This is a genomic window from Kitasatospora sp. NPDC004240 (assembly GCF_053603215.1).
Genome location: NZ_JBSGFD010000053.1, coordinates 26,713 through 47,903, shown reverse-complemented (window position 1 = coordinate 47,903; position 21,191 = coordinate 26,713). Strand labels below are relative to the sequence as shown.

General features: G+C 71.5%; 17 protein-coding genes. 10 read left to right on the top strand and 7 right to left on the bottom strand.

The annotated features are described in order from the left end of the window. Window positions 1–223: 223 nt before the first annotated feature. Window positions 224–1,738 (bottom strand): gamma-aminobutyraldehyde dehydrogenase, encoded by a 1,515-nt coding sequence (locus ACWEQL_RS16870; RefSeq protein ID WP_452151016.1) that lies wholly within the window; start codon window positions 1,736–1,738, stop codon window positions 224–226. 438 nt (window positions 1,739–2,176) lie between these two features. Here ACWEQL_RS16870 and ACWEQL_RS16865 point away from each other — a divergent pair, with 438 nt between their 5' ends. After that, a complete protein-coding gene (locus ACWEQL_RS16865; protein ID WP_452151015.1) occupies window positions 2,177–3,829 on the top strand; it encodes a PucR family transcriptional regulator in 1,653 nt (550 codons plus the stop codon). A gap of 112 nt (window positions 3,830–3,941) precedes the next feature. Here ACWEQL_RS16865 and ACWEQL_RS16860 read toward each other — a convergent pair whose 3' ends face one another. Continuing rightward, the gene (locus ACWEQL_RS16860; protein WP_452151014.1) at window positions 3,942–5,300 is read right to left on the bottom strand and encodes an aminotransferase class III-fold pyridoxal phosphate-dependent enzyme; all 1,359 of its coding nucleotides are present in this window, start codon (window positions 5,298–5,300) and stop codon (window positions 3,942–3,944) included. Window positions 5,301–5,546: 246 nt separating this feature from the next. Then, window positions 5,547–6,992: a gamma-aminobutyraldehyde dehydrogenase gene (locus tag ACWEQL_RS16855; protein ID WP_452151013.1), complete on the bottom strand. Its 1,446-nt coding sequence runs from the start codon at window positions 6,990–6,992 to the stop codon at window positions 5,547–5,549. A 301-nt stretch (window positions 6,993–7,293) separates the two neighbouring features. On the opposite strand from ACWEQL_RS16855, the gene ACWEQL_RS16850 reads away from it, so the two are divergent. The 4 genes from ACWEQL_RS16850 (at window position 7,294) to ACWEQL_RS16835 (ending at window position 11,410) form a co-directional block, all read left to right on the top strand. Continuing rightward, on the top strand, window positions 7,294–7,767 hold the full coding sequence (locus ACWEQL_RS16850) for an Lrp/AsnC family transcriptional regulator (protein WP_030243538.1): 474 nt from the start codon (window positions 7,294–7,296) through the stop codon (window positions 7,765–7,767). After that, window positions 7,764–9,158, top strand: coding sequence for an aspartate aminotransferase family protein (locus ACWEQL_RS16845; protein ID WP_452151012.1), 1,395 nt, complete (start codon window positions 7,764–7,766; stop codon window positions 9,156–9,158). Before ACWEQL_RS16850 ends, ACWEQL_RS16845 begins: the two co-directional genes overlap by 4 nt. Window positions 9,159–9,467: 309 nt before the next feature. Next, entirely contained in the window at window positions 9,468–10,244 is a 777-nt protein-coding gene (locus tag ACWEQL_RS16840; RefSeq protein WP_452151011.1) for an ABC transporter ATP-binding protein, read from the top strand. Between the two features lie 11 nt (window positions 10,245–10,255). Beyond that, window positions 10,256–11,410: a hypothetical protein gene (locus tag ACWEQL_RS16835; protein WP_452151010.1), complete on the top strand. Its 1,155-nt coding sequence runs from the start codon at window positions 10,256–10,258 to the stop codon at window positions 11,408–11,410. 66 nt (window positions 11,411–11,476) lie between these two features. Here ACWEQL_RS16835 and rlmN read toward each other — a convergent pair whose 3' ends face one another. From rlmN to ACWEQL_RS16815, 4 genes are all read right to left on the bottom strand, one after another. Further along, entirely contained in the window at window positions 11,477–12,577 is a 1,101-nt protein-coding gene (rlmN, locus tag ACWEQL_RS16830) for a 23S rRNA (adenine(2503)-C(2))-methyltransferase RlmN (RefSeq protein ID WP_452151009.1), read from the bottom strand. A 180-nt stretch (window positions 12,578–12,757) separates the two neighbouring features. Further along, window positions 12,758–13,615, bottom strand: coding sequence for a S1 family peptidase (locus ACWEQL_RS16825; RefSeq protein ID WP_452151008.1), 858 nt, complete (start codon window positions 13,613–13,615; stop codon window positions 12,758–12,760). 10 nt (window positions 13,616–13,625) lie between these two features. After that, on the bottom strand, window positions 13,626–15,137 hold the full coding sequence (locus tag ACWEQL_RS16820) for a peptide deformylase (RefSeq protein ID WP_452151007.1): 1,512 nt from the start codon (window positions 15,135–15,137) through the stop codon (window positions 13,626–13,628). A gap of 170 nt (window positions 15,138–15,307) precedes the next feature. Beyond that, window positions 15,308–15,679, bottom strand: coding sequence for a GntR family transcriptional regulator (locus tag ACWEQL_RS16815; RefSeq protein ID WP_452151006.1), 372 nt, complete (start codon window positions 15,677–15,679; stop codon window positions 15,308–15,310). Window positions 15,680–15,851: 172 nt separating this feature from the next. Here ACWEQL_RS16815 and ACWEQL_RS16810 point away from each other — a divergent pair, with 172 nt between their 5' ends. The 5 genes from ACWEQL_RS16810 to ACWEQL_RS16790 all read left to right on the top strand — a co-directional run bounded on the left by ACWEQL_RS16810 (window position 15,852) and on the right by ACWEQL_RS16790 (window position 20,987). Beyond that, window positions 15,852–16,235, top strand: coding sequence for a hypothetical protein (locus tag ACWEQL_RS16810; RefSeq protein WP_452151005.1), 384 nt, complete (start codon window positions 15,852–15,854; stop codon window positions 16,233–16,235). A gap of 445 nt (window positions 16,236–16,680) precedes the next feature. Next, the gene (locus tag ACWEQL_RS16805) at window positions 16,681–17,316 is read left to right on the top strand and encodes a hypothetical protein (RefSeq protein WP_452151004.1); all 636 of its coding nucleotides are present in this window, start codon (window positions 16,681–16,683) and stop codon (window positions 17,314–17,316) included. Further along, a complete protein-coding gene (locus tag ACWEQL_RS16800; protein WP_452151003.1) occupies window positions 17,316–18,635 on the top strand; it encodes a hypothetical protein in 1,320 nt (439 codons plus the stop codon). The genes ACWEQL_RS16805 and ACWEQL_RS16800 overlap by 1 nt, the downstream gene beginning before the upstream one ends. A 634-nt stretch (window positions 18,636–19,269) precedes the next feature. Next, window positions 19,270–19,533, top strand: a complete 264-nt coding sequence (locus tag ACWEQL_RS16795; RefSeq protein WP_452151002.1) for a helix-turn-helix domain-containing protein — start codon at window positions 19,270–19,272, stop codon at window positions 19,531–19,533. A gap of 212 nt (window positions 19,534–19,745) precedes the next feature. Further along, window positions 19,746–20,987: a tyrosine-type recombinase/integrase gene (locus ACWEQL_RS16790; protein WP_452151001.1), complete on the top strand. Its 1,242-nt coding sequence runs from the start codon at window positions 19,746–19,748 to the stop codon at window positions 20,985–20,987. The last annotated feature ends 204 nt before the right edge of the window (window positions 20,988–21,191 follow it).

Genomic DNA, 21,191 nt, shown 5'->3' with positions numbered 1-21,191 from the left:
GGATACCGCAGGCGGCGAGGCCGCCGGCGCCGGCGGTGAGGGCGGCGGCGCGCAGCACCGTGCGGCGGGTCAGGGCGGCCCGGCCGCTGGTCAGGCTGCGTTCCCAGGCCCTGCGGACCGGTTCTGACAGACCGTCGGTGATCTCGTTGAACGCCATGGAACGGGGCCTCCTGGGGCGAGGGGTACGTACGGGCGGGCGGGCGGGGGGTGCGCCCGCGGGGGGTTATCTGTCTCCGAAGACCGTGCGGTGCCAGTCCTTGCGCGCCACCGCCGTGGTGTCGAACATGACGTGCTTGACCTGGGTGTATTCGTCGAACGAGTACTGTGACATGTCTTTGCCGTAACCGGACGCCCGGTAGCCGCCGTGCGGCATCTCGCTGATGATCGGGATGTGGTCGTTGACCCAGACGCAGCCGGCCGCGAGCTCCCGGGTGGCGCGCAGCGAGCGGTGCACGCTGCCGGTCCAGGCGGAGGCGGCCAGCCCGTACGGGGTGTCGTTGGCCAGCCGCAGGCCCTCCTCGTCGCCGTCGAAGGGCAGCACCACGAGCACCGGGCCGAAGATCTCGCCCTGGACCACCTCGCTGTGCTGCGGGGCGTCGGTGATCAGGGTCGGCAGGTAGTAGGCGCCGGCCGTCAGGTCGCGGCCGTCGTGCCCCTTGTCGCCGGGCGCGCCCCCGGTGACCACGGTCGCGTACGAGCGGGCGCGCTCGACGAAGCCGGCCACCCGGTCGCGGTGGGCGTACGAGACCAGCGGGCCCAGGTCGGTGCGCGGGTCGAGGGGGTCGCCGAGGCGGACCGTCCGGTACAGCTCGGCCACGCCGGCCACGAAGGCGTCGTAGAGCGGGCGCTGCACGTAGGCGCGGGTGGCGGCGGTGCAGTCCTGGCCGGTGTTGATCAGGGAGGCGGCGACCGCGCCGTGCACCGCCGCGTCCAGGTCGGCGTCGTCGAAGACCACGAAGGGGGCCTTGCCGCCGAGTTCCAGGTGGGTGCGCTTGACGGTGGAGGTGGCGAGCTCGGCGACCCGCTTGCCGACGGGGGTGGAGCCGGTGAAGGAGACCATCGCGACGTCCGGGTGGGACACCAGCCGCTCCCCCGCCTCCCGCCCGGCACCGGTGACCACGTTGACCACGCCGTCCGGGATGCCGGCCTCGGTGCAGGCCCGGGCGAACATCAGCGAGGTGAGCGGGGTCAGCTCGGAGGGCTTGAGGACGATGGTGTTGCCGGCCGCGATGGCCGGCAGGACCTTCCAGGCCGCCATCTGCAGCGGGTAGTTCCACGGCGCGATCGAGCCGACCACGCCGATCGGCTCGCGCCGCACGTACGAGGTGTGGTCGCCGGAGTACTCGCCGGCGGCCCGGCCCTCCAGGTGGCGGGCGGCGCCGGCGAAGAAGGCGGTGTTGTCGATCGTCCCGGGGACGTCGAACTCGGTGGAGAGCCTGATCGGCTTGCCGGTCTGCGCGGTCTCCACCCGGGCGAGGTCCTCGGCGGCGTCGGCCAGCACGGCGGCCAGCCGGTTCAGCGCCTGGGAGCGGGCCCCGGGGGTGGCGCCGGCCCAGGCGGGCAGGGCGTCCAGGGCCGCGGCCACCGCGGCGTCCACGTCGTCGGTCGAGGCGAGGGTGAACTCCTGGACCACGCTGCCGTCGGCGGGGTTGACGACCTGGAAGGGCCGGTCGCCGGTGCCCCGGGCGGGCCGGCCCGCGATGTACTGGGCGCCCGCGGCGAAGTCGGTCAGGTCCATCTGGTGTGCCTTCCATGTGCCCGGTGGTTGCGCGGCCCGCAGCGGCGGGGGCGACCGTACTGCCGTCCACGCCGTGCTCCGCGGTCGGCGGGCGTGGGGTCCCGCACCGGTGGCGGGCCGGCCGGTCGGGCCGTCGCGCCGGGGATGCGGGGAATCCGTTCCGGTCGGTCACCGGGATCCGCGATCCTGACAGCCACGCGCCGTCCCGGCAAGGGATTCCGCTGTTGCCTTCCGGTCACCCGACGGATTCCGGCGGTGCCGCCCGTGTCCCACCACTGCCGACCCGCTGACCATGCCCGCTGCCGGGTCGGAGTGACAAGGGTCACTCCGCCAAGCTCGGGGCGCAGGGCCTTACAGGGTGCAAGGGTCGCGGCCGGGCGACGGCCCGGCGCCGGGATGGATGATTTAGCTGACACTCTGAACCCAGGAGGCCCCGCGATGCTCCCCACCGTCGCCCGCGTTCTCGACCTGGAGGTGATGCGGCGCGGTCTGCCCGTGGTGGTGGCCGGCGACTCCCACCTGGAACGCCCGGTCCGCTGGGTGCACGTCAGCGAACTGCCCGACGTGGCGGGCATGCTGCGGGGCGGGGAGCTGGTGCTCACCACCGGCATCGCGCTGCCCGGGGACCGCGACGGGCTGGCCCGCTACGTCCACGAGCTGGCCGAGGTCGGTGTCGCCGGGCTGGTCGTCGAGTTCGGCCGGCGCTACTTCGACTCGCTGCCCAAGGCCCTGGTGCACGCCGCCGAGCAGCGCGGCCTGCCGCTGATCGCGCTCCGCCGCGAGCTGCGCTTCGTCGCCGTCACCGAGGCCGTGCACGCCCTGGTGGTCAACGCCCAGCTGGAGCAGCTGCGCACCTCCGAGGCGGTCCACCAGGTGTTCAACGAGCTCGCGGTGGAGGGCGCCGAACCCGCCGAGGTGGTCCGCCAGGTGGCCCGGATGGCGGGCGCGCCGGTCGTCCTGGAGAACCTCGCCCACCAGGTGCTCGCCCACGACACCGCAGGCCGTCCCGAGGCCGAACTGCTGGAGGAGTGGGAGCGCCGCTCACGCGGGGTGCGGCCCGGCGGCCGCACCGGGCACGACGCGCGCAGCGGCTGGCTGGTCACCGCGGTCGGCGCGCGCGGGCAGGACTGGGGCCGGCTCGTCCTGGTCGAGGAGCCGGGCCCGCTGCCCGAGGACACCCCGCACCCGCACGCGATGCTGCTGGAGCGCGGCGCCGCCACCCTGGCGCTCAACCGGCTGGTGGTCCGCGACCGGGAGAGCCTGGAGCGGCAGACCCACCGCACCCTGCTCTCCGGCATCCTCACCCACGCGCTGACCGTCTCCGAGGTGGCCCTGCGCGCCCAGGCGCTCGGCGTCCCGCTGGAGGGCCGCAGGCTGGTCGGGGTGATGCTGCGCCAGCGCCGCGGTCCGATCCCGGCCGCGCTGGAGGCCCAGGCCCGGCTGCGGGACTTCACCGAGCTCGCCGCCGGGGCGATCCGCGCGAGCCGGCTGACGGCGCTGGTCGGCGCGCTGGACGACGAGGGCGTGGGCGTGCTGATCGCGCTCGGCGCCCAGCAGGACGAGCACACCGCGCTGGACGCCTTCGCCGCGGCGCTGCGCCGGCTGATGGCCGAGGGTCACCGGGACGGCGGGCCGCCCCCCGCCCCGGTGATCGCGGTGGGCTCCTCGGTCGGCTCGGTCCGCGACGCCCGGCGCACCCTTCTGGAGGCCACCCAGGTCGCCGACGCGGCGCTGCACGACGCCCCCGGCGGACGCGCGGCCGCCTACTACCGGCTGCCGGACGTCCGGCTGCGCGGCCTGCTCCACCTGCTGCGCGACGACGCCCGGCTGCAGACCTACGTGGAGCGCGAGCTCGGCCCGCTGCTGGCGTACGACGCCGAGCACAACGGGCAGTTGGTGCAGATGCTGCGGATCTACCTGGAGCAGGGCCGCAACAAGTCGGCGGCCGCCGACGCGGCGCACCTGTCCCGGCCGTCGTTCTACGACCGGCTGCACAAGGTCGAGCGGATCCTCGGCGTCGACCTCGACCAGGTGGAGTCCTGCCTGTCGCTGCACGTCGCCCTGCTGGCGCTGGACGCGGTACGGCGCTGAGCGCCCGCGGTGCCGCCGGCACGACGACGGACCCGGGCGGGTGCGCCCGGGTCCGTACGGCTTGCGCCCGGATGTGCCGTGCTCGAACGGGCCGTGCTCGAACGGGCTGTGCTCAGACGGTGTGCGCGTCGGTGAGCGACAGCACCTCGTCCAGCACCGCGAGGCCGGCCTTGGCCTCCTCCTCGGTGACGGTGCACGGCGGGACGACGTGGAAGCGGTTCATGTTGACGAACGGCCACAGCCCGCGCGCCTTGCACGCCGCGGCCAGCTCGGCCATCGGCGCGTTGGCGGCGCCCGCCGCGTTGTACGGCACCAGCGGCTCGCGGGTGGCGCGGTCCTTGACCAGGTCGAGCGCCCAGAACACGCCGAGGCCGCGGACCTCGCCGATCGAGGGGTGGCGCTCGGCCAGCTCGCGCAGGCCGGGGCCGAGCACGTTCTCGCCGATGAGCCGGGCGTTCTCGACGATGCCCTCCTCGGCCATGGCGTTGATGGTGGCCACCGCCGAGGCGCAGGCCAGCGGGTGGCCCGAGTAGGTGAGCCCGCCGGGGAACGGCCGCTCGTCGAAGTCGGCGGCGATCCTCGCGTTGATCGCCACGCCGCCCAGCGGGACGTAGCCGGAGTTGACGCCCTTGGCGAAGGTCAGCAGGTCCGGGGTGACGCCCCAGTGGTCGGCGGCGAACCAGGCGCCGGTGCGGCCGAAGCCGGCCATCACCTCGTCCAGGATGAAGACGATGCCGTAGCGGTCGCAGATCTCCCGCACCCCCGCCAGGTAGCCGGGCGGCGGGATCAGGATGCCGGCCGTACCGACCACGGTCTCCAGGATGATCGCCGCGATGGTGCCCGGTCCCTCGAAGGCGATCACCTGCTCCAGGTGCTCCAGCGCGCGCTCGCACTCCTGCGCCTCGTTCTCGGCGTGGAAGTTGGAGCGGTAGGCGTACGGGCCCCAGAAGTGCACCACGCCGGAGACGCCGGTCTCGTTGGCCCAGCGGCGCGGATCGCCGGTGAGGGCGATCGCGTTGGCGGTGGCGCCGTGGTACGAGCGGTAGGTGGCCATCACCTTCTGGCGGCCGGTGTGCAGCCGGGCCAGCCGGATGGCGTTCTCGTTGGCCTCGGCGCCGCCGTTGGTGAAGAAGATCTTGTCGAGGTCGCCCGGGGTCCGCTCGGCGATCAGCCGGGCGGCCTCGCTGCGGGGCTCCACCGCGAAGCCAGGCGCGATGGTGCAGAGCCTGGCGGCCTGCTCCTGGATCGCGGCGACCACCTTGGGGTGCTGGTGCCCGATGTTGGTGTTCACCAGCTGCGAGGAGAAGTCGAGGTAGCGGTTGCCCTCGTAGTCCCAGAAGTACGAGCCCTCGGCGCCGGCCACCGCGAGGGGGTCGATCAGCGCCTGGGCGGACCACGAGTGGAAGACGTGCGCGCGATCGGTGGCCTTGACGGCCTGCCCGGCGGCCCGGTCAGCGGTGGGGTTGCTCATGCTGGCAAGGCTAGGGAGTGCCGCCCCCGAAGTGCAGCTCCATCCTGTCAGGTGGTCGCCCGATCGCCCGACAGGGTGCAAAGGCACCGGGCCCGGGTCGGATCGACCCGGGCCCTTCGTCGGATCACACGAGCGACGGTGATCGGACCGTCCGCTCATCCGGACGGCCCGCCCGCCGGACCGCCTGTTCGCCGGACCGTCTACTTGTCGGACCGCCTGCTTGTCGGACCGCCTGTGCCAGGAACGTCAGATCGCGGTCATGACGTGCTTGACGCGGGTGTAGTCCTCGAAGCCGTAGGAGGACAGGTCCTTGCCGTAGCCGGACTTCTTGAAGCCGCCGTGCGGCATCTCGGCGACCAGCGGGATGTGGGTGTTGATCCAGACGCAGCCGAAGTCCAGGCGGCGCGACATCCGCATGGCCCGGGCGTGGTCCTTGGTCCACACCGAGGACGCGAGGGCGTACTCGACGCCGTTCGCGTAGTCCACGGCCTGGTCCTCGTCGGAGAACCGCTGCACGGTGATGACCGGGCCGAAGACCTCGTGCTGGACGATCTCGTCGTCCTGCAGCAGGCCCGAGACGACGGTCGGGGCGTAGAAGTAGCCCTTGTCGCCGACCTGGTGGCCGCCGGCCTCGACCTTGGCGTGGGTGGGCAGGCGGTCGATGAAGCCGGAGACCTGCTTCAGCTGGTTGGCGTTGTTCAGCGGGCCGTAGAGCACGTCCTCGTCGTCCACGCCACCGGTCTTGGTCTCGGCGGCGGCCTTGGCCAGCGCCTCGACGAAGGCGTCGTGGATCGACTCGTGCACCAGCACGCGGGTGGCGGCGGTGCAGTCCTGGCCGGCGTTGAAGAAGCCGGCCACCGAGATGCCCTCGACCGCCTCGGCGATGTCGGCGTCCTCGAAGACCACGACCGGGGCCTTGCCGCCCAGCTCCAGGTGGACGCGCTTGACGTCCTTGGAGGCAGACTCGGCGACCTGGATGCCGGCGCGGACCGAACCGGTGATGGAGGCCATCGCCGGGGTACGGTGCTCGACCATCAGCCGGCCGGACTCGCGGTCGCCGCAGATCACGTTGAAGATGCCGGCCGGCAGCTCCATCTCCTTGGCGATGCCGCCGATGATCTCGGCCAGCAGCACGGTGGAGGCCGGGGTGGTGTCCGAGGGCTTGAGGACCACGGTGTTGCCCGCGGCGATGGCCGGCGCGAACTTCCACACGGCCATCATCATCGGGTAGTTCCACGGCGCCACCTGGGCACAGACGCCGACCGGCTCGCGGCGGACGATCGAGGTCATCCCGTCCATGTACTCACCGGCGGCCTTGCCCTCCAGCAGGCGGGCGGCACCGGCGAAGAAGCGGATCTGGTCCACCATCGGGCCGATCTCCTCGGAGAGGGTCAGCGCCCGCGGCTTGCCGGTGTTGCGCACCTCGGCGTCGACGATCTCGTCGGCGCGCGCCTCGACCGCGTCGGCGATCTTCAGCAGCAGCTTCTGCCGGGTGCTCGGGGTGGCGTCGCGCCAGATCGGGAAGGCGGCGGCCGCGGAGGCCATGGCGGCGTCCACGTCGGCGGCACCGGACAGCGGCGAGGTCGCGTACACCTCACCGGTGGTGGGGTCGACGATGTCGAGCGTGCGGCCGTCCTCGGCGTCGACGAACTCACCGTTGATGTAGTTGCGCAGCGTACGAAGGTCGCTCACTGGGTCTCTCCTCGGTCTGGGCCTGCGGCGTTGCAGAGTCCGGCGCCATGGTACGTCGGTACACGGTCAGTACGAAGGCGCCGAGTGGCCGGGCCGGGTACGGCGCGGTCCACTGGTTTGGCGGAACGCGCACCACCCTCGCGGGGGTGCGCGCGTACGAGGCCAGGGTAACCGGATGACTGCCGGTATCGACAGGCCATCTCCGAAGCAGCGATGAAATCCGCACGCGTTTTCCAAGATCGCAACGAAATCAGCAGTTTCCTCGCTTGCGAACACGGGAACGATCGGGCACAGTTGCGGCGTGGCCAACCGCGACCGGAACGCCAGCGTTCCCCTCGACGCCGCCTCCAAGGCGATCATCGAGCAGCTCCAGGAGGACGGGCGCCGCCCGTACGCCGCCATCGGCAAGGCCGTCGGCCTGTCGGAGGCCGCGGTACGACAGCGCGTCCAGAAGCTGCTCGACCAGGGCGTGATGCAGATCGTCGCCGTCACCGACCCGCTCACCGTCGGCTTCACCCGCCAGGCGATGGTCGGGATCCGGGTGGAGGGTGACATCGAACCCGTCGCCGACGCGCTGGCCGCCCTCGACGAGGTCGACTACGTCGTCTGCACCGCGGGCTCGTTCGACCTGCTGGCCGAGCTGGTGTGCGAGGACGACGAGCACCTGCTCGAACTGATCAACAAGCGCATCCGTGCCCTTCCCGGCGTGCGGAGCACCGAGAGCTTCGTTTACCTGAAGCTCCGGAAACAGACCTACACCTGGGGCACCCGATGACAGCCGACCCGGCGCAGAAGGACCTTTCCAAGACCGCCTACGACCACCTGTGGATGCACTTCACCCGCATGTCGTCGTACGAGAACTCCCCCGTGCCGACGATCGTCAAGGGCGAAGGCACCTACGTCTGGGACGACAAGGGCAAGAAGTACCTGGACGGCCTCGCCGGCCTGTTCGTCGTCCAGGCCGGCCACGGCCGCGAGGAGCTCGCCGAGGCCGCCGCCAAGCAGGCCAAGGAGCTCGCCTTCTTCCCGGTGTGGAGCTACGCCCACCCGAAGGCCGTCGAGCTGGCCGAGCGCCTGGCGAACTACGCCCCGGGCGACCTCAACAAGGTCTTCTTCTCCACCGGTGGCGGCGAGGCCGTCGAGACCGCCTGGAAGCTCGCCAAGCAGTACTTCAAGCTGACCGGCAAGCCCACCAAGTACAAGGTCATCTCGCGTGCGGTCGCCTACCACGGCACCCCGCAGGGCGCCCTGTCCATCACCGGTCTGCCGGGCCTGAAGGCCCCGTTCGAGCCGCTGGTGCCGGGCACCCACAAGGCCCCGAACACCAACATCTACCGCGCCCCCGAGTACCTGGCCGGCCCCGACGGCACGGTCGACCCCGAGGCGTACGGCCGCTGGTGCGCCGACCAGGTCGAGCAGGCCATCCTGTTCGAGGGCGCGGACACCGTCGCCGCCGTGTTCGTCGAGCCGGTGCAGAACGCCGGCGGCTGCTTCCCGCCGCCGCCCGGCTACTTCCAGCGCCTGCGCGAGATCTGCGACCGCCACGACGTGCTGCTGGTCTCGGACGAGGTCATCTGCGCCTTCGGCCGCCTGGGCACCATGTTCGGCGCCGACAAGTTCGGCTACCAGCCCGACATGATCACCTGCGCCAAGGGCATGACCTCGGGCTACTCCCCGATCGGCGCCACGATCATCTCGGACCGCATCGCCGAGCCGTTCTACAAGGGTGACAACACCTTCCTGCACGGCTACACCTTCGGCGGCCACCCGGTCTCCTCCGCGGTGGCGCTGGCCAACCTCGACATCTTCGAGCGCGAGGGCCTCAACCAGCACGTGCTCGACAACGAGTCGCGCTTCCTGGGCACCCTGAACAAGCTGCGCGACCTGCCGATCGTCGGCGACGTCCGCGGCAACGGGTACTTCTACGGCATCGAGCTCGTGAAGGACAAGGTCACCAAGGAGTCGTTCAACGACGACGAGGTGGAGCGCGTGCTCTACGGCTTCCTGTCGAAGGCCCTCTTCGACAACGGCCTGTACTGCCGCGCCGACGACCGTGGCGACCCGGTCGTGCAGCTGGCCCCGCCGCTGATCTCCGACCAGTCGACCTTCGACGAGATCGAGCAGATCCTGCGGGTCAGCCTCACCGACGCGTGGGCCAAGATCTGACCTTCCTTCCCCACCCTCCGCCGAAGGGCGGTCCCGTGTGCGAACGGGACCGCCCTTCGGCGTCGCCGTGCGTCGCCGCTTCGGCGTCCCCGCGCCCCGCCGCTCGACATCCCTGCGCCGCTCCCCGCGGCCCCCTCCCGGTCCGCCGACGGGCCCGCGGGGAACGCAGCATGGGTATCTTTTACGGTCAAACACGCCTGATTGCGGATGATTTGCCCCGGATGAACCAGTGCGCCGCGCCCGCGACCGGCCCCGATCGTTCTAATCTGACGACTGTCATATCCCTGCAGCCACCCAGGATGGAACCTCATGTCAGCGGCCCCTCCTGACAACGACGTGCTGTGGGCCCGAGGGATCGTCAAGTCCCTCCACGGCACCCCGGCCCTGCGCGGCATCTCGCTCGGCGTCCGGGAGGGCGAGGTCCTGGCGGTCACCGGCCCGCGCGGCTCCGGCAAGAGCACCCTGCTCGGCTGCCTCTCCGCGCACCTCCCGGTCGACGAGGGCGAGGTCTGGTTCAACAGCTCCCCCGTCCACACCCTCGGCCGCCCCGGCCGCGAACGGCTGCGCCGCGGCCGCTTCGGCTTCGTCGGCTCCGAGCCCCACCTGGTGCCCGAACTGACCGCCCGGGAGAACGTCGCCCTGCCCCTGCTGCTGGCCGGTGCCGGCAACAAGGCCGCCTACACCGCCGCCGGCGAATGGCTGGAACGCCTCGACGTCGGCGACATCGCCCGGCTGCGCCCGGACCGGCTGATCCAGAGCCAGCGCCAGCGGGTCGCCGTCGCCCGCGCGCTCGCCCCGCTGCCGACCGTCGTCTTCGCCGACGACCCGACCGCGCCGCTGCACCGCGAGGCCGCCGAGCAGGTCCTGCGGATACTGACCAGCGCGACCCGCTCGCACCAGCTCACCCTCGTCCTCGCCACCCACGACCCCGAGCTCGTCCGGTACGCGGACCGCGCCGTCACCCTGGTGGACGGCCGGATCACCGCACCGGCCACCACCGTGCCGCCCGGCATCGGGGGCACCGCCGCCGCGGGAACGGGGGCCTCCCCGACGGGGGCGTCCGCCGTCACCGCAGTGCGCCGCTGAAAGAGTCGACCGTGTTCTATCTCCGCCTGGCCCGGGGCTACCGGGTGCTCGACCTCGGCCGCTGGCTGCTGACCGCCGTCGCGGCCGCAGTCGTCGCGGGCTTCCTGCTGCGCGCCCTCGGCCGGGCCCTCGGCGACCGGCCGGGCGACGCCGACGCCGTCGTCCGGCTGCTCTGGTGCCTGCCGCCGCTCGCCGCGGTCGCCTGGTTCGCCGCCGTCGCCGCCCGCGCGGTGCCCGCCCAGCGCCCCGAGCGGATCACCGGCCTGATCGCCGCGGGCGCCGGCGCCACCCGGATCCGCACCCTGATCGCCGGCGAGATCGCCCTCGCCACCACCCTCGGCAGCCTGCTCACCCTGCTGCTGTTCCTGGTCCTGCGCAACGACATCGCCGGACCGGAGCTCGCCGCCGACCTCGGCATGGGCGTCCCGCTGCCGGCCGCCGCGCCGGTCACCCTGCTCGCCCTGGTCCCGCTCACCGCCGGGATCTCCGCGGCCCTCGCCGTACCGCTGCCCGAGCGCCTCCCCGGCGCCGCCGAGCGGCCCGCCGCCACCGGCTACAGCCCCCTGCGGATCGCCCTGCCGATCGGACTCGCCGTCGTCGGGCTGGCCCTGGAACTGATCGCGCTCCGGCCCGGGGCCGCCGCCGACGGCCGTCCGGTCGAGCTCCCGGCCGGCCTCGGCAACACCAGCACCGCCGCGCTCGGCGGCTGGGCCGCCGTCGCCCTCGGCCTCGCCCTGCTCACCGGGCCGCTGCTCGCCTGGGCCGGGCGGCTGCTCGCCGTCGGCCGGCCCACCCCGCTACGGCTGCTCGCCGGGCGGGGGCTGACCGCCCAGGCCAAGCGGCTCGGGGCGCCGCTGGCCGTCCTCGCCCTGGTCACCGCGGTGGTACTGACCACCATCCGCTACTGGGTCGGCACCCCGGGCAGCGCCGACGCGCTGCCCGCCGTCGAGGCCTGCCTGGTGCTCGGCTGCGCGGCCGGCGCCGTGATCGCCCGGCTCGTCGAGGTCCGCACCGCGCGCCGGAACGTCACCGACGCGCTGCTGCGCCTCGGCACACCGCCCCGGCTGCTGTTCGGCGCGGTCGTGCTGCGCGCGCTGGCCGCCGGCACGGTCCTGCTGGTCACCGGCGGGCTGACCGCCGCACTGGCCGCCGCCGGTCTCGCCTGAGCCCGCCGACAGTACGGGGCGGGACGGGGGCTTCCCCGTCCCGCCCCGTACTGTTCGCGCTGCTCGTCAGCCGGCCGCCGCGAGCTGGCCGCAGGCGCCGTCGATCTCCTGGCCGCGGGTGTCGCGGACGGTGGTCGGCACGCCGTGGGCCTGGAGCCGCCGGACGAACTCGCGCTCGTCCTCCGGACGGGAGGCCGTCCACTTGGAACCCGGGGTCGGGTTGAGCGGGATCAGGTTGACGTGCACCCGGTGGTTCTTGATCAGCCTGCCGAGCAGGTCCGCCCGCCACGCCTGGTCGTTGATGTCCTTGATCAGCGCGTACTCGATGGAGATCCGGCGGCCGGACTTCTCCGCGTAGTTCCACGCCGCGTCCAGCACCTCGGCGACCTTCCACCGGGTGTTGACCGGCACCAGCTCGTCGCGCAGCTCGTCGTCCGGCGCGTGCAGCGACAGCGCCAGGCGGCAGCTCAGGCCCTCGTCCGCCAGCCGGTTCATGGCCGGCACCAGGCCGACCGTGGAGACCGTGATGCCGCGCTGCGACAGGCCGAAGCCGTCCGGCGCCGGGTCGGTCAGCCGGCGGATCGCGGCCAGCACCCGGTTGTAGTTGGCCAGCGGCTCGCCCATGCCCATGAAGACCACGTTGGACAGCCGGGCCTCGCCGCCCGGGATCTCGCCCGCCTTCAGCGCGCGCATCCCCGCGGCGATCTGCTCGACGATCTCGGCGGTCGACAGGTTGCGGGTCAGCCCCGCCTGGCCGGTCGCGCAGAACGGGCAGTTCATGCCGCAGCCGGCCTGCGAGCTGATGCACATGGTGACCCGGTCCGGGTAGCGCATCAGGACGGACTCGACGAGCGTGCCGTCGAACAGCTTCCAGAGCGTCTTGCGGGTGGTGTCGTCGTCGCAGGACACGTGCCGCACCACCGACATCAGCTCGGGCAGCAGGCTCCCGGTGAGCGTCTCCCGGCTGGCGGCGGGAATGTCCGTCCAGCTCGCCGGGTCGCCGGACAGCCGGCCGAAGTAGTGGTTGGAGAGCTGCTTCGCGCGGAACGGCTGCTCGCCCAGCTCGGCGACGGCCTCCTTGCGCTCGGCGGGGCTCAGGTCGGCGAGGTGTCGCGGGGGCTTGGCGCCGCGCGGCGCGACAAAGGTGAGTTCTCCGGGCTTAGGCATGGTCCGTCCAGTGTCGCAGACGGCGGGAGCCTCCCCAGTCCTCACATGGGACGGAGGGTTCGACACTGGCCGCCGCCTGTCATCGTTGGCCGCCCTCGGACGGCCCACAGACGGCCCAGGGACGGCCCAGCAAGCTCCATGGCCAAGATCGCCCAGGGCCGCGTTCGCGCGTTCATTGCCCTACGCCGACGAGCCACCGTGGCTCCAGGACAACCGAACGCCATCGTCGTCCCGACTGAACGTCACGGACCCCTGGCTAACACTGCGAACGGCCCTCAGCTGAACCAATTCAGCGAACGTGAACGGGCGCAGCTCTCCGCCGGCGTCGTGGAGTTCGACCTTCAGTTCTGCAAGAGCCGCGAGTGCCGCCCCATAGCTAACTGGATCCTCAGCACTGTCATCCATTCCATGGGACACCACACCCGCGACATTCCCATTGGAGTCAATGATCGGCCCGCCGCTCATGGCGGGGCGGAATATTCCCGCCATTCGGAAGCTCGGGAAGGTGCTGAACGCAGCATCTCGCCGACTCACATGAATCTCCTCCACGAAGCCCCGAGACGCCAGCATCTTGGCGCTATTCCCGGAAGAATCCTGAGGATACCCGACTGCCATGCATCCAGATCCAATCGTCGGCGCGTCCATGGTGACTTCGAGAGCATGAAGCTCCCCGATAGGCCGGTGACTCTCAGAAACGTTGGCCACAAGGAGCGCCACATCGCTGTGACTCTCGGCGACACTCACCTGACGGATGTAAAGCCCGACCAGGCTCCCGTCAGGGGTTCCATCCTCCGGCATGCGCGGGAGAAGGAGGAACGCCGAGATCTCGTCCATGCCGTCCAGCTGCTCGACCACATGCTTCGCCGTAACACATACGATCTCGCCATTCTGAAGCACAGTGACACAAAACGCCGTGCCCTCTATTTGCCCTTTATCCCCATTGTGCCGGATTAGAATTGGAAAGACTGACCTCCGCATCCCCGAAGCGACGGGATCGACGTCGATCGTCTCAGATGAATCGAAGTTGAACTTGTACACGGACACCCCTCTACTCCGCTGCCGCCCTGTAACTCCAGCCCCGACCCGTACCGCGATACTCGGAAACGGGAATCGGCTCCACACCGGGCCGCATCCGCGTCGTGTACAGGACGCCCTCCAGGTGGTCGATCTCGTGCGCCACCAGGCGCGCTACCGCGTCCTCGAAGATGGTGATCCGACGCTGACCGTCAATCTCCTGATGCTCGACCGTGATAGCTAGCGGCCGGGGGACCACTCCACGTACGTCGAAGAAGCTCCAGCAGCCCTCGTACTGTTCATCAATCTCGGCGGACTCCTCGATAACGCGGGGGTTCAGCAGGGTGATGGTCTCCCCGTCAGCGGTACGGACGATGGCTGCCGCGCGGTCGATTCCGAGCTGAGGTGCGGCAACGCCCATGCCCTTGCTGAAGACGTGGATGCCGGCGGCGCGGACAGCAGCAGCGTTCAGCTCAGCCACCACGCGACGAACGTCCTCAGCCTCGGAGGGCAGGTCGAAGGAGCGCGCCCGGTTGGTCAGGATCGGGTCTCCGGCCTGGATGACGCCGATCGATCGCATCTTCTCGCTGGCAGTGGCAGACATGGGTGACCTGGCCTCCTCATGGTCAGGGCGGGCGCGGAACTTCCACTCCAGCCGGTAGCGGGCATGGAGCGGCGGATCATCGGTGGTCCAGGAGTACATCTGGCGGTCGCCGCTGGAGTCCTGGCGGATCGCGGTCCGGAAGGGGAATGCCGCAGCGGTCATGGTGGTCTCAGTGCCCCAGACGGCCGGGTCGAGTTCGGCGGGAAAGTCGAGCCGGACACTCAGCCTCTGGGTGGGCAGCCTGACCGCGCGCTGGAACCAGTTCCCCCACTTGTCGTCGCTGACCGCGTACGAGTACTCGATCCAGATCGTCTCGCCTGGGTACAGCGGGTACCGGCCGTACTCGTTCTCGAAGAGCAGCCACAGTTCCTTGAAGGAGTCGCGGTCGTGCTGGACGCGCCAGCCAACAGGCTCGTTGCCCACCTTGGCGCTGAGGTTGATCTCCTCCCAGGTGAGCGGGTTCTCCCGGTAGTGCCGGTTCGAGCGCTCCGGGTTCCCAGGGAAGCGGTCGACGGAGATGCGGATCAGGTATCGGGTGATCGGGTCCGGGCTCGCGTTGTACAGCTGGCGACGCTGGGTCGCACGGTAGGTCCGCCCGTCGTAGTGCAGCTCGGCATCTTCGTGCCGGACGATCAGGCTCGCTGGCTGAGCCTCCCCGGCTGACTGCTCCAGCGCCGCCTGGTGACTCGCTGGCTCCGGCCGCCCCTGTGCCTCGACTTCAGCGAACGCCCGCCGAAGCGCCCCGCCGGCATGCAGCACCCGATCGGCTTGCTCGGCGAACAGTCGAGACGGCCGCTGCTGCCCGCTCTCCACCTTCGAGACGTACGAAGGCGTGTAGCCCACCGCCTTCGCCAGAGCGGACTGGGAGAGGCCCCGCACGTCCCGCCAACGCTTCAGCTCGGCGATGAACGGCTCGGTTGGCTGTGGCGGCTCGCTCGGCATCCCGTCCCCCTGACTGTGCCTGTGAGTGACCTGTGAGTGATCAGCTCTCAGCCTGTAATCACTGCCTTGAGCTGCGATTTGCTGACTGCACCAGAGACGGAACCTACCGGACAGGAGCAGTCGACACCATGAGATCGAGCCCAGGATTGACCAGTCGTCAGTTGCCGCAGCTACGCGGAGCGGTCCGCCAGCAGAGCCTCTACCGCAGCCAGCCGGTCGGCCAGCTGCTCAACCTGGGCTTCGAGAGCGCTTACGCGGTCGCCAACAGCAGCGGGCGGAGCGGCAGCAGGCTCGACAGGGGCGGGGTCGCCAGGGTGGCGGACGAACGTGCCGCGCCCCTGGGTGGAGGACACCAACCCCTCCTCTCGAAGCACCCGGACACCGTTCGAGGCGGTCATCACCGCGACGTGGAATCGATCGGCCAGCTGACGCGCGGACGGCAGTTTCTGGCCCGGCTGAAGCTGCCCGGAGCGGATCTCCTCCCGGAGTGCGTCGGCTACCTGGATGTAGGGGGCGCGGTGGTCATCGGTGGAGACAGTCATAGGGCCAGCGTATCCGCTGACACGAGCTAATACACCTAGGCCGATTCGCTTGACAGGTTGATACACCTAGGTCAGTCTAGGTGTCACAGCAAGGCTTTCAACGCAGCTGTGGAGCGGCGCCCAATCCGCCAAGAAAGTCCGCCGCTCCACGCCCCACGAAGGGAGTTCCATCATGCACGGATTGCTCTCGGTCCTGCCGCCGGTCTGGGTTGGTGCGGTGGAGGAGAACGTCACGTTGCTCGGGGAGCCGGACCGGGCTGAGGATGAGGCCCGGGCCACGGTGCAGCTGTCGGTGTCGCTGCGATTCTTCGACCTGGTGGGGCTGCTGGCCTTCCAGCCGGGGATGATGCTCACCGAGGACGAGCTGACCGCCGGCGTTGAGCTGCCGGAAGCGCTGCGGTTCGCGCTGGTGAACTCGACCCCGCTCCAGATCGAGGAGTACGCGGATCTGGCCCGGGCGGCCCTCTCCGGCCCCGGGCGCCCCTTCCACCGCTACACCCGCATGGTGGCCGAGGCCGTGACCCGCGAGTTCGGGATCGCCGCGCCCAAGGCATAGCCAGCCCCGCCCCCCAACCTAGCCGCTCACTGGCGCTCACCAGCGCTCACCAAGCGCTCACTGGCCCGGCCGAGTACGGCGTACCCGGTGTACCCCCACCGCCCCGCGCGGCGGGTGCACCGGCCCGTCGGCCGACCGACGCTCACCGGTGCTCACCGGTGTTCACCGCCGCTCACCTGCCGGAAGTGCGTACCCGGGCATGTGAGTACACCCCGGACCGGCGTACCCGATCGCTCGGTCCGGGCCCGGTGAACACCCGACTGTTCACCCGACTCCCGGCCTGCTCTCCGGCCGCTGTCCCGCCCTCTCCCGTCGACGATCGGTCGGCCCCTGACCAGCGCTCACGGGCCGACCGGCCACCCGACCCGCTCACCCGGTGAACACCCGACTGTTCACCGGGTGAGCGCCCGACTCCAGCCCGACTCCCGACCCATGAGGAGCAGCTGTGACCGACCCGACCGAAGCCGACTCCCGCGTACCCGAGTCGGACCCGACCGACCTCGTGATGCCCGACCCGATCTCCCTGCCGTCGGCCGACCGTGACGCGCACCGCGCGACTGCCCGGTGGGCGGCCGACCGGTTCGTGAGCGTGCTTGAGCGCGTGCGCCCGCTGGTGGTGTTCGACCGGTGGGGACAGCCCGTCGGGATCCCCGACTACGGCTCCCCCGCCTTCGCCGCCCTGCCGCCGGCCGACCCGCGCCGGGAGGCCGCCCTGATCACCGCCGCCGAAGCCTGGCGCCAGCAGAGCGAGAGCGCCCCGGAGCGCATCCACGCCAGTCTGCGCACCCACCTGCTGCTGGGCGAGCAACAGCGGGCCGCGTGGGAGGCCGCCGACGAAGCCGCGTGGAAGGACCTCGTACGCACCGTGCGGTCCTGGTCGAACCACCCGACGGCCGTGGAGCTGGCCGCCCAGCGCGCCCGCGCCGCCGAGGCCGCCCGCCGCCCCGTCACGCCCACGGCCGGGTGGCCTCGGGTGGCGATCCCCGGGCGGCCCGGCTGGAGCCGCCACCACCGCCCCGACGGCCCGCCCGTCGACCTGCCCGACACCACCACCGCCCCCGATCTCGCGGAGAGCGCCTGATGCCCGTCGAACTCCACCTCGCCACCACTGCCGACGGCCGACCAACCGGGCCCGTGGACCCGCTGTACGACCCCGCCCCCGGCATCGACCGGCCCACCCGACCGGGCCCGGTCCCGGAGCCGGAGGTGTTCTGCGGCTGGGTCGGTGACACCGTGCGCGACCTGGACCCGACCACCGAGGCCGACCCCGTCGGTGTCCTGGTGAACCTGCTGTCCGCCAGTGGTGCGGCCATCGGGTCGGGGCCGTTCATGTGGATCGGCAACGACCGCCACCCCGCCCTCATCTGGGCCCTGACCGTCGGCGCCACCGCCGCCGGCCGCAAGGGCGCGGGCACGAACACCGCCCGGCGCCTGCTGAAGGCGGCCGTGCCGGACTTCATCGCCTGCAACACCCGCTCCGGCCTCTCGTCCGGCGAGGGCCTGATCGAGATGGTCAAGGACGGTGACCCCGACAGCGAGAAGGACGACGGTGTCACGGACAAGCGGCTGTGGGTCATCGAGTCCGAGTACGGGGTCACCATGGCCCGGGGGCGCCGGGAGGGCTCATCGCTCGGCGGCATCCTGCGCCAGGCATGGAACGGCGAGGACCTGGGCGTCATGAACCGCGACGCCCTGCACGCCACCGCCCCGCACATCGCCGTCATCGGCCACATCTCCCCTCGTGAGCTGCGGGCCAAGATGCAGGACGCCGAGATGGCCGGCGGCACCTACAACCGCTTCCTGCCGGTCTTCGTCCACCGCAACCTCCTCGACCCCGACGGCCGGGGCGCCCCGGATGAGCTGATCGACAACCTCGCCACCGCGTGGAGGACCGTCCTTACGGACGCCCGCCGCGTCGGCGAGGTCCGACTCACTCCCGAAGCGGCCCAGCTGTGGCGCGAACAGGTCTACCCGGCGCTGTGCGGGGATGAGGCGGACGACGGGCCGCTGGCGGAGTTCACCGCCCGCGCCGCCCCGTACGCCAAGCGCGCCGCCATGGTCTACGCCCTGCTCGACCACACCGACCGCATCGCCGAAACCCACCTGCGCGCCGCCTGGGCCCTCGTGCGGTACGCCCGCGCCAGCGCCGCCCACATCCTCGGCACCGCCGCCACCGCCAGCACCGGCGACCCGGCCCTGGACAAGCTGGCCGCCGCCGTGAAGACGGCCGGAGCCGCCGGGATGACGCAGTCCCAGGTGCAGGTGCTCTTCAAGCGGCTCAACGCCACCCAGCGCTCCGACCTCACCGCGCGGCTCTGCCAGCTGCCCGGCTACGCCGCCGCCCAGATCCCCAACGGTGGCCGCCACCAGACCGTGTACCTCTACGCCCCGCCCGACTGACCCCGGGCCGGAAAGCCCGGAAAGGTCGGAAAGCCCCCTGACCTGCACAGATACCCGGCGGAAAGTGGTCCGGAATGGTCCGCAAAGGGGTCCGGTGGCATCCGGCGCCGGGAGGGGCCGGGGGCTTTCCGGACCATTCCGGACCACTTTCCGCCACCCAAAACCCCAGCTCAGACCCCTTTACAACCTTTCCGGCCTTTCCGGCCCGCACCCCAGACGAACGGACACCCGCCATGACCCGCACCACCGCCCGCACACCCCGCCCCCGACCGCTCCGGCGGGCAGCACCACCGGCCGCCACGACGCCCCGCGCCCGCTCCCCACCAACCCGGCTGTCAGGCCGTCTGACACCTCTGACACCTGACACCGCTGACACCCGAACCCCTAGGCAGGCGCGATGTCAGACGCCCCCTGACGGCCTCTGACACCCCCTGACAGCCACCCCGGCCTAGCACCCCCCTCGCTAGACCTAGCAACCCCGCTAGCGACCCAAAGCCGCCCCCACCAGGCACCTAGCGCCTAGCAGCCACACACGGAAACCACCCCGAACCGCCCTCAGCGCACCGACCGGCACCCGGCCCCTCGCTAGCGCTAGGTCCGCACGCCCGCATCCCGCCGCCGCCAGGAGACACCCGTGCCCAACCGCCACAGCCCGGCCGTCCCCTCGCTCACCGACCGCCACCGCACCACCGGCCCCGGGCCCGCCCCGGCCGCCCTGCCCGCCCGCTTCCTCACCCCCGAAGACGTCGCCGCGCTCTTCGGCGTCCCGCTGGAGACCGTCTACCAGTGGCGCCGCAAGCGCACCGGCCCGCCCGGCTTCCGCGTCGGCCGGCACCTGCGCTACCACCCCGAAGCCGTCGCCCGATGGGTCGCCGACCAGACCCGCGACGCCGCCTGAAGCACCAGGGAGGCGCCAGGGAGGCAGGGAGTTCTCCCTGACCGCCTCCCTGGCCCCCGCACCCGCCCTGATCAGCAGCAACACCGTCACAGGGAGGCAGGGAGGCACCCCGAAGCCCCCGCCGAACACCCCCGAAACGCCGCTCCCACGGCACCCCCTTGCCTCCCTCCCTGCCCCGCCACACCCACGCCACCAACCCGAAGGAGCGGCCCATGGCCGGCCACATCCAAGACCGCTGGTACAAGACCGAACCCGGCCCCGACGGCAAGCCGCAGCGCGTCCGCAGCGACCGCTACGGCCTCGGGAGCCGATATCGCGCCCGATACATCGGCCCGGACGGCACCGAGAAGTCCAAGTCCTTCCCCGACCGCCAGAAGCGGTTGGCGGAGGACTGGCTGACCAACATCGAGGCCGACATGGCGCGCGGTGAGTACATCGACCCGAAGGCGTCGCGGACAACGTTCCGGGCGTTCGCGGAGCGGTGGCTGGCCGCACAGACCACTGACCCGGCGAGCCAGGTGCTGGTGGAGACCCGGCTGCGGCTACACGCCTTCCCCAGGATCGGGACACGCCCGCTCGATTCCTTCCGACCGTCCCACATTCAGGCGCTTGTGAAGGAGCTGGAGCAGAGCCCCATCTCCGGCGGGTACGCCCGGAACATCTACGCCGACGTGCGGGCCGTGCTGTCGGCCGCCGTGGACGACGGGCTGTTGGCCCGCAACCCCTGCGGCGCCAGGTCGGTCCGCCCGCCGGCCACCGAAGCCCGCCGCATCGTCCCGTGGCTGCCTGAGCAGGTGTTCGCGGTGCGCGGGGCACTGGCCGAGCGCTACCGGGCCATGGCCGATCTGGGGGCCGGATGCGGGCTTCGGCAGGGCGAGATCATCGGGCTCGCAGAGGGTGACGCCCTGGACTTCCAGAGCGGCACCGTGCGGGTGCTCCGGCAGGTGAAGCAGATCCGCGGGAAGGCGGTGTTCGCCCCGCCGAAGTGCGGCAAGGAACGAGACGTGCCGCTCCCTGACTCGGTGGCCGCTGCCGTGAAGGCCCACATGGACTCCTTCAAGCCGGTACCGGTCACGCTCCCCTGGAAGACCCCGGACGGGCCGAAGGTGACCTTTCCGCTGCTCTTCAGCAACACCGCCCACGGGTTGGTCTGGCGGAGCAACTTCAACCTCCAGGACTGGAAGCCCGCCCTGGCGGCGGCCGGCCTCATCCCCACGCCCCGCAGGGGTGAGCCCTACGCCTCAGCGCGCGAGCACGGCATGCACGCACTCAGGCACTTCTACGCCTCCGTGCTGCTCGACGCTGGCGAGAGCATCCGGGCCGTGAGCGACTATCTGGGCCACGCTGACCCGGCCCTGACGCTCCGGGTGTACGCCCACCTCATGCCGAACAGCCAGGACCGGGCCCGGAAGGCCGTCGACCAGCTGTTCCTTCCGGGTGAGCCGACGATGTGACGGCCCAGGGACGGCCCACGGCATGCAGAGGACCCTCTCCCGGCGGGAAAACCGCTGGTAGAGGGCCCTTTGCTGCCTCACCCTTCAGTGTTCTCCGGGCTTAGGCATGGTCCGTCCAGTGTCGCAGACCGCGTGCGCGGTCGAGGACGCCCGGCCGCCGGCTCGGAGGGGCCCGGCCCGCCGTCGTCCGTCATCGTCGGCCGA

Bases quoted from the DNA above. Each gene is read 5' to 3' on its own strand.
- rlmN (WP_452151009.1), bottom strand. From the start codon at position 12,577: ATGCCTAAGCCCGGAGAACTCACCTTTGTCGCGCCGCGCGGCGCCAAG.
- ACWEQL_RS16790 (WP_452151001.1), top strand. From the start codon at position 19,746: ATGGCCGGCCACATCCAAGACCGCTGGTACAAGACCGAACCCGGCCCC.
- ACWEQL_RS16815 (WP_452151006.1), bottom strand. From the start codon at position 15,679: ATGACTGTCTCCACCGATGACCACCGCGCCCCCTACATCCAGGTAGCC.
- ACWEQL_RS16845 (WP_452151012.1), top strand. From the start codon at position 7,764: ATGACAGCCGACCCGGCGCAGAAGGACCTTTCCAAGACCGCCTACGAC.
- ACWEQL_RS16810 (WP_452151005.1), top strand. From the start codon at position 15,852: ATGCACGGATTGCTCTCGGTCCTGCCGCCGGTCTGGGTTGGTGCGGTG.
- ACWEQL_RS16870 (WP_452151016.1), bottom strand. From the start codon at position 1,738: ATGGACCTGACCGACTTCGCCGCGGGCGCCCAGTACATCGCGGGCCGG.
- ACWEQL_RS16860 (WP_452151014.1), bottom strand. From the start codon at position 5,300: ATGAGCAACCCCACCGCTGACCGGGCCGCCGGGCAGGCCGTCAAGGCC.
- ACWEQL_RS16820 (WP_452151007.1), bottom strand. From the start codon at position 15,137: ATGCCGAGCGAGCCGCCACAGCCAACCGAGCCGTTCATCGCCGAGCTG.
- ACWEQL_RS16800 (WP_452151003.1), top strand. From the start codon at position 17,316: ATGCCCGTCGAACTCCACCTCGCCACCACTGCCGACGGCCGACCAACC.
- ACWEQL_RS16865 (WP_452151015.1), top strand. From the start codon at position 2,177: ATGCTCCCCACCGTCGCCCGCGTTCTCGACCTGGAGGTGATGCGGCGC.
- ACWEQL_RS16840 (WP_452151011.1), top strand. From the start codon at position 9,468: ATGTCAGCGGCCCCTCCTGACAACGACGTGCTGTGGGCCCGAGGGATC.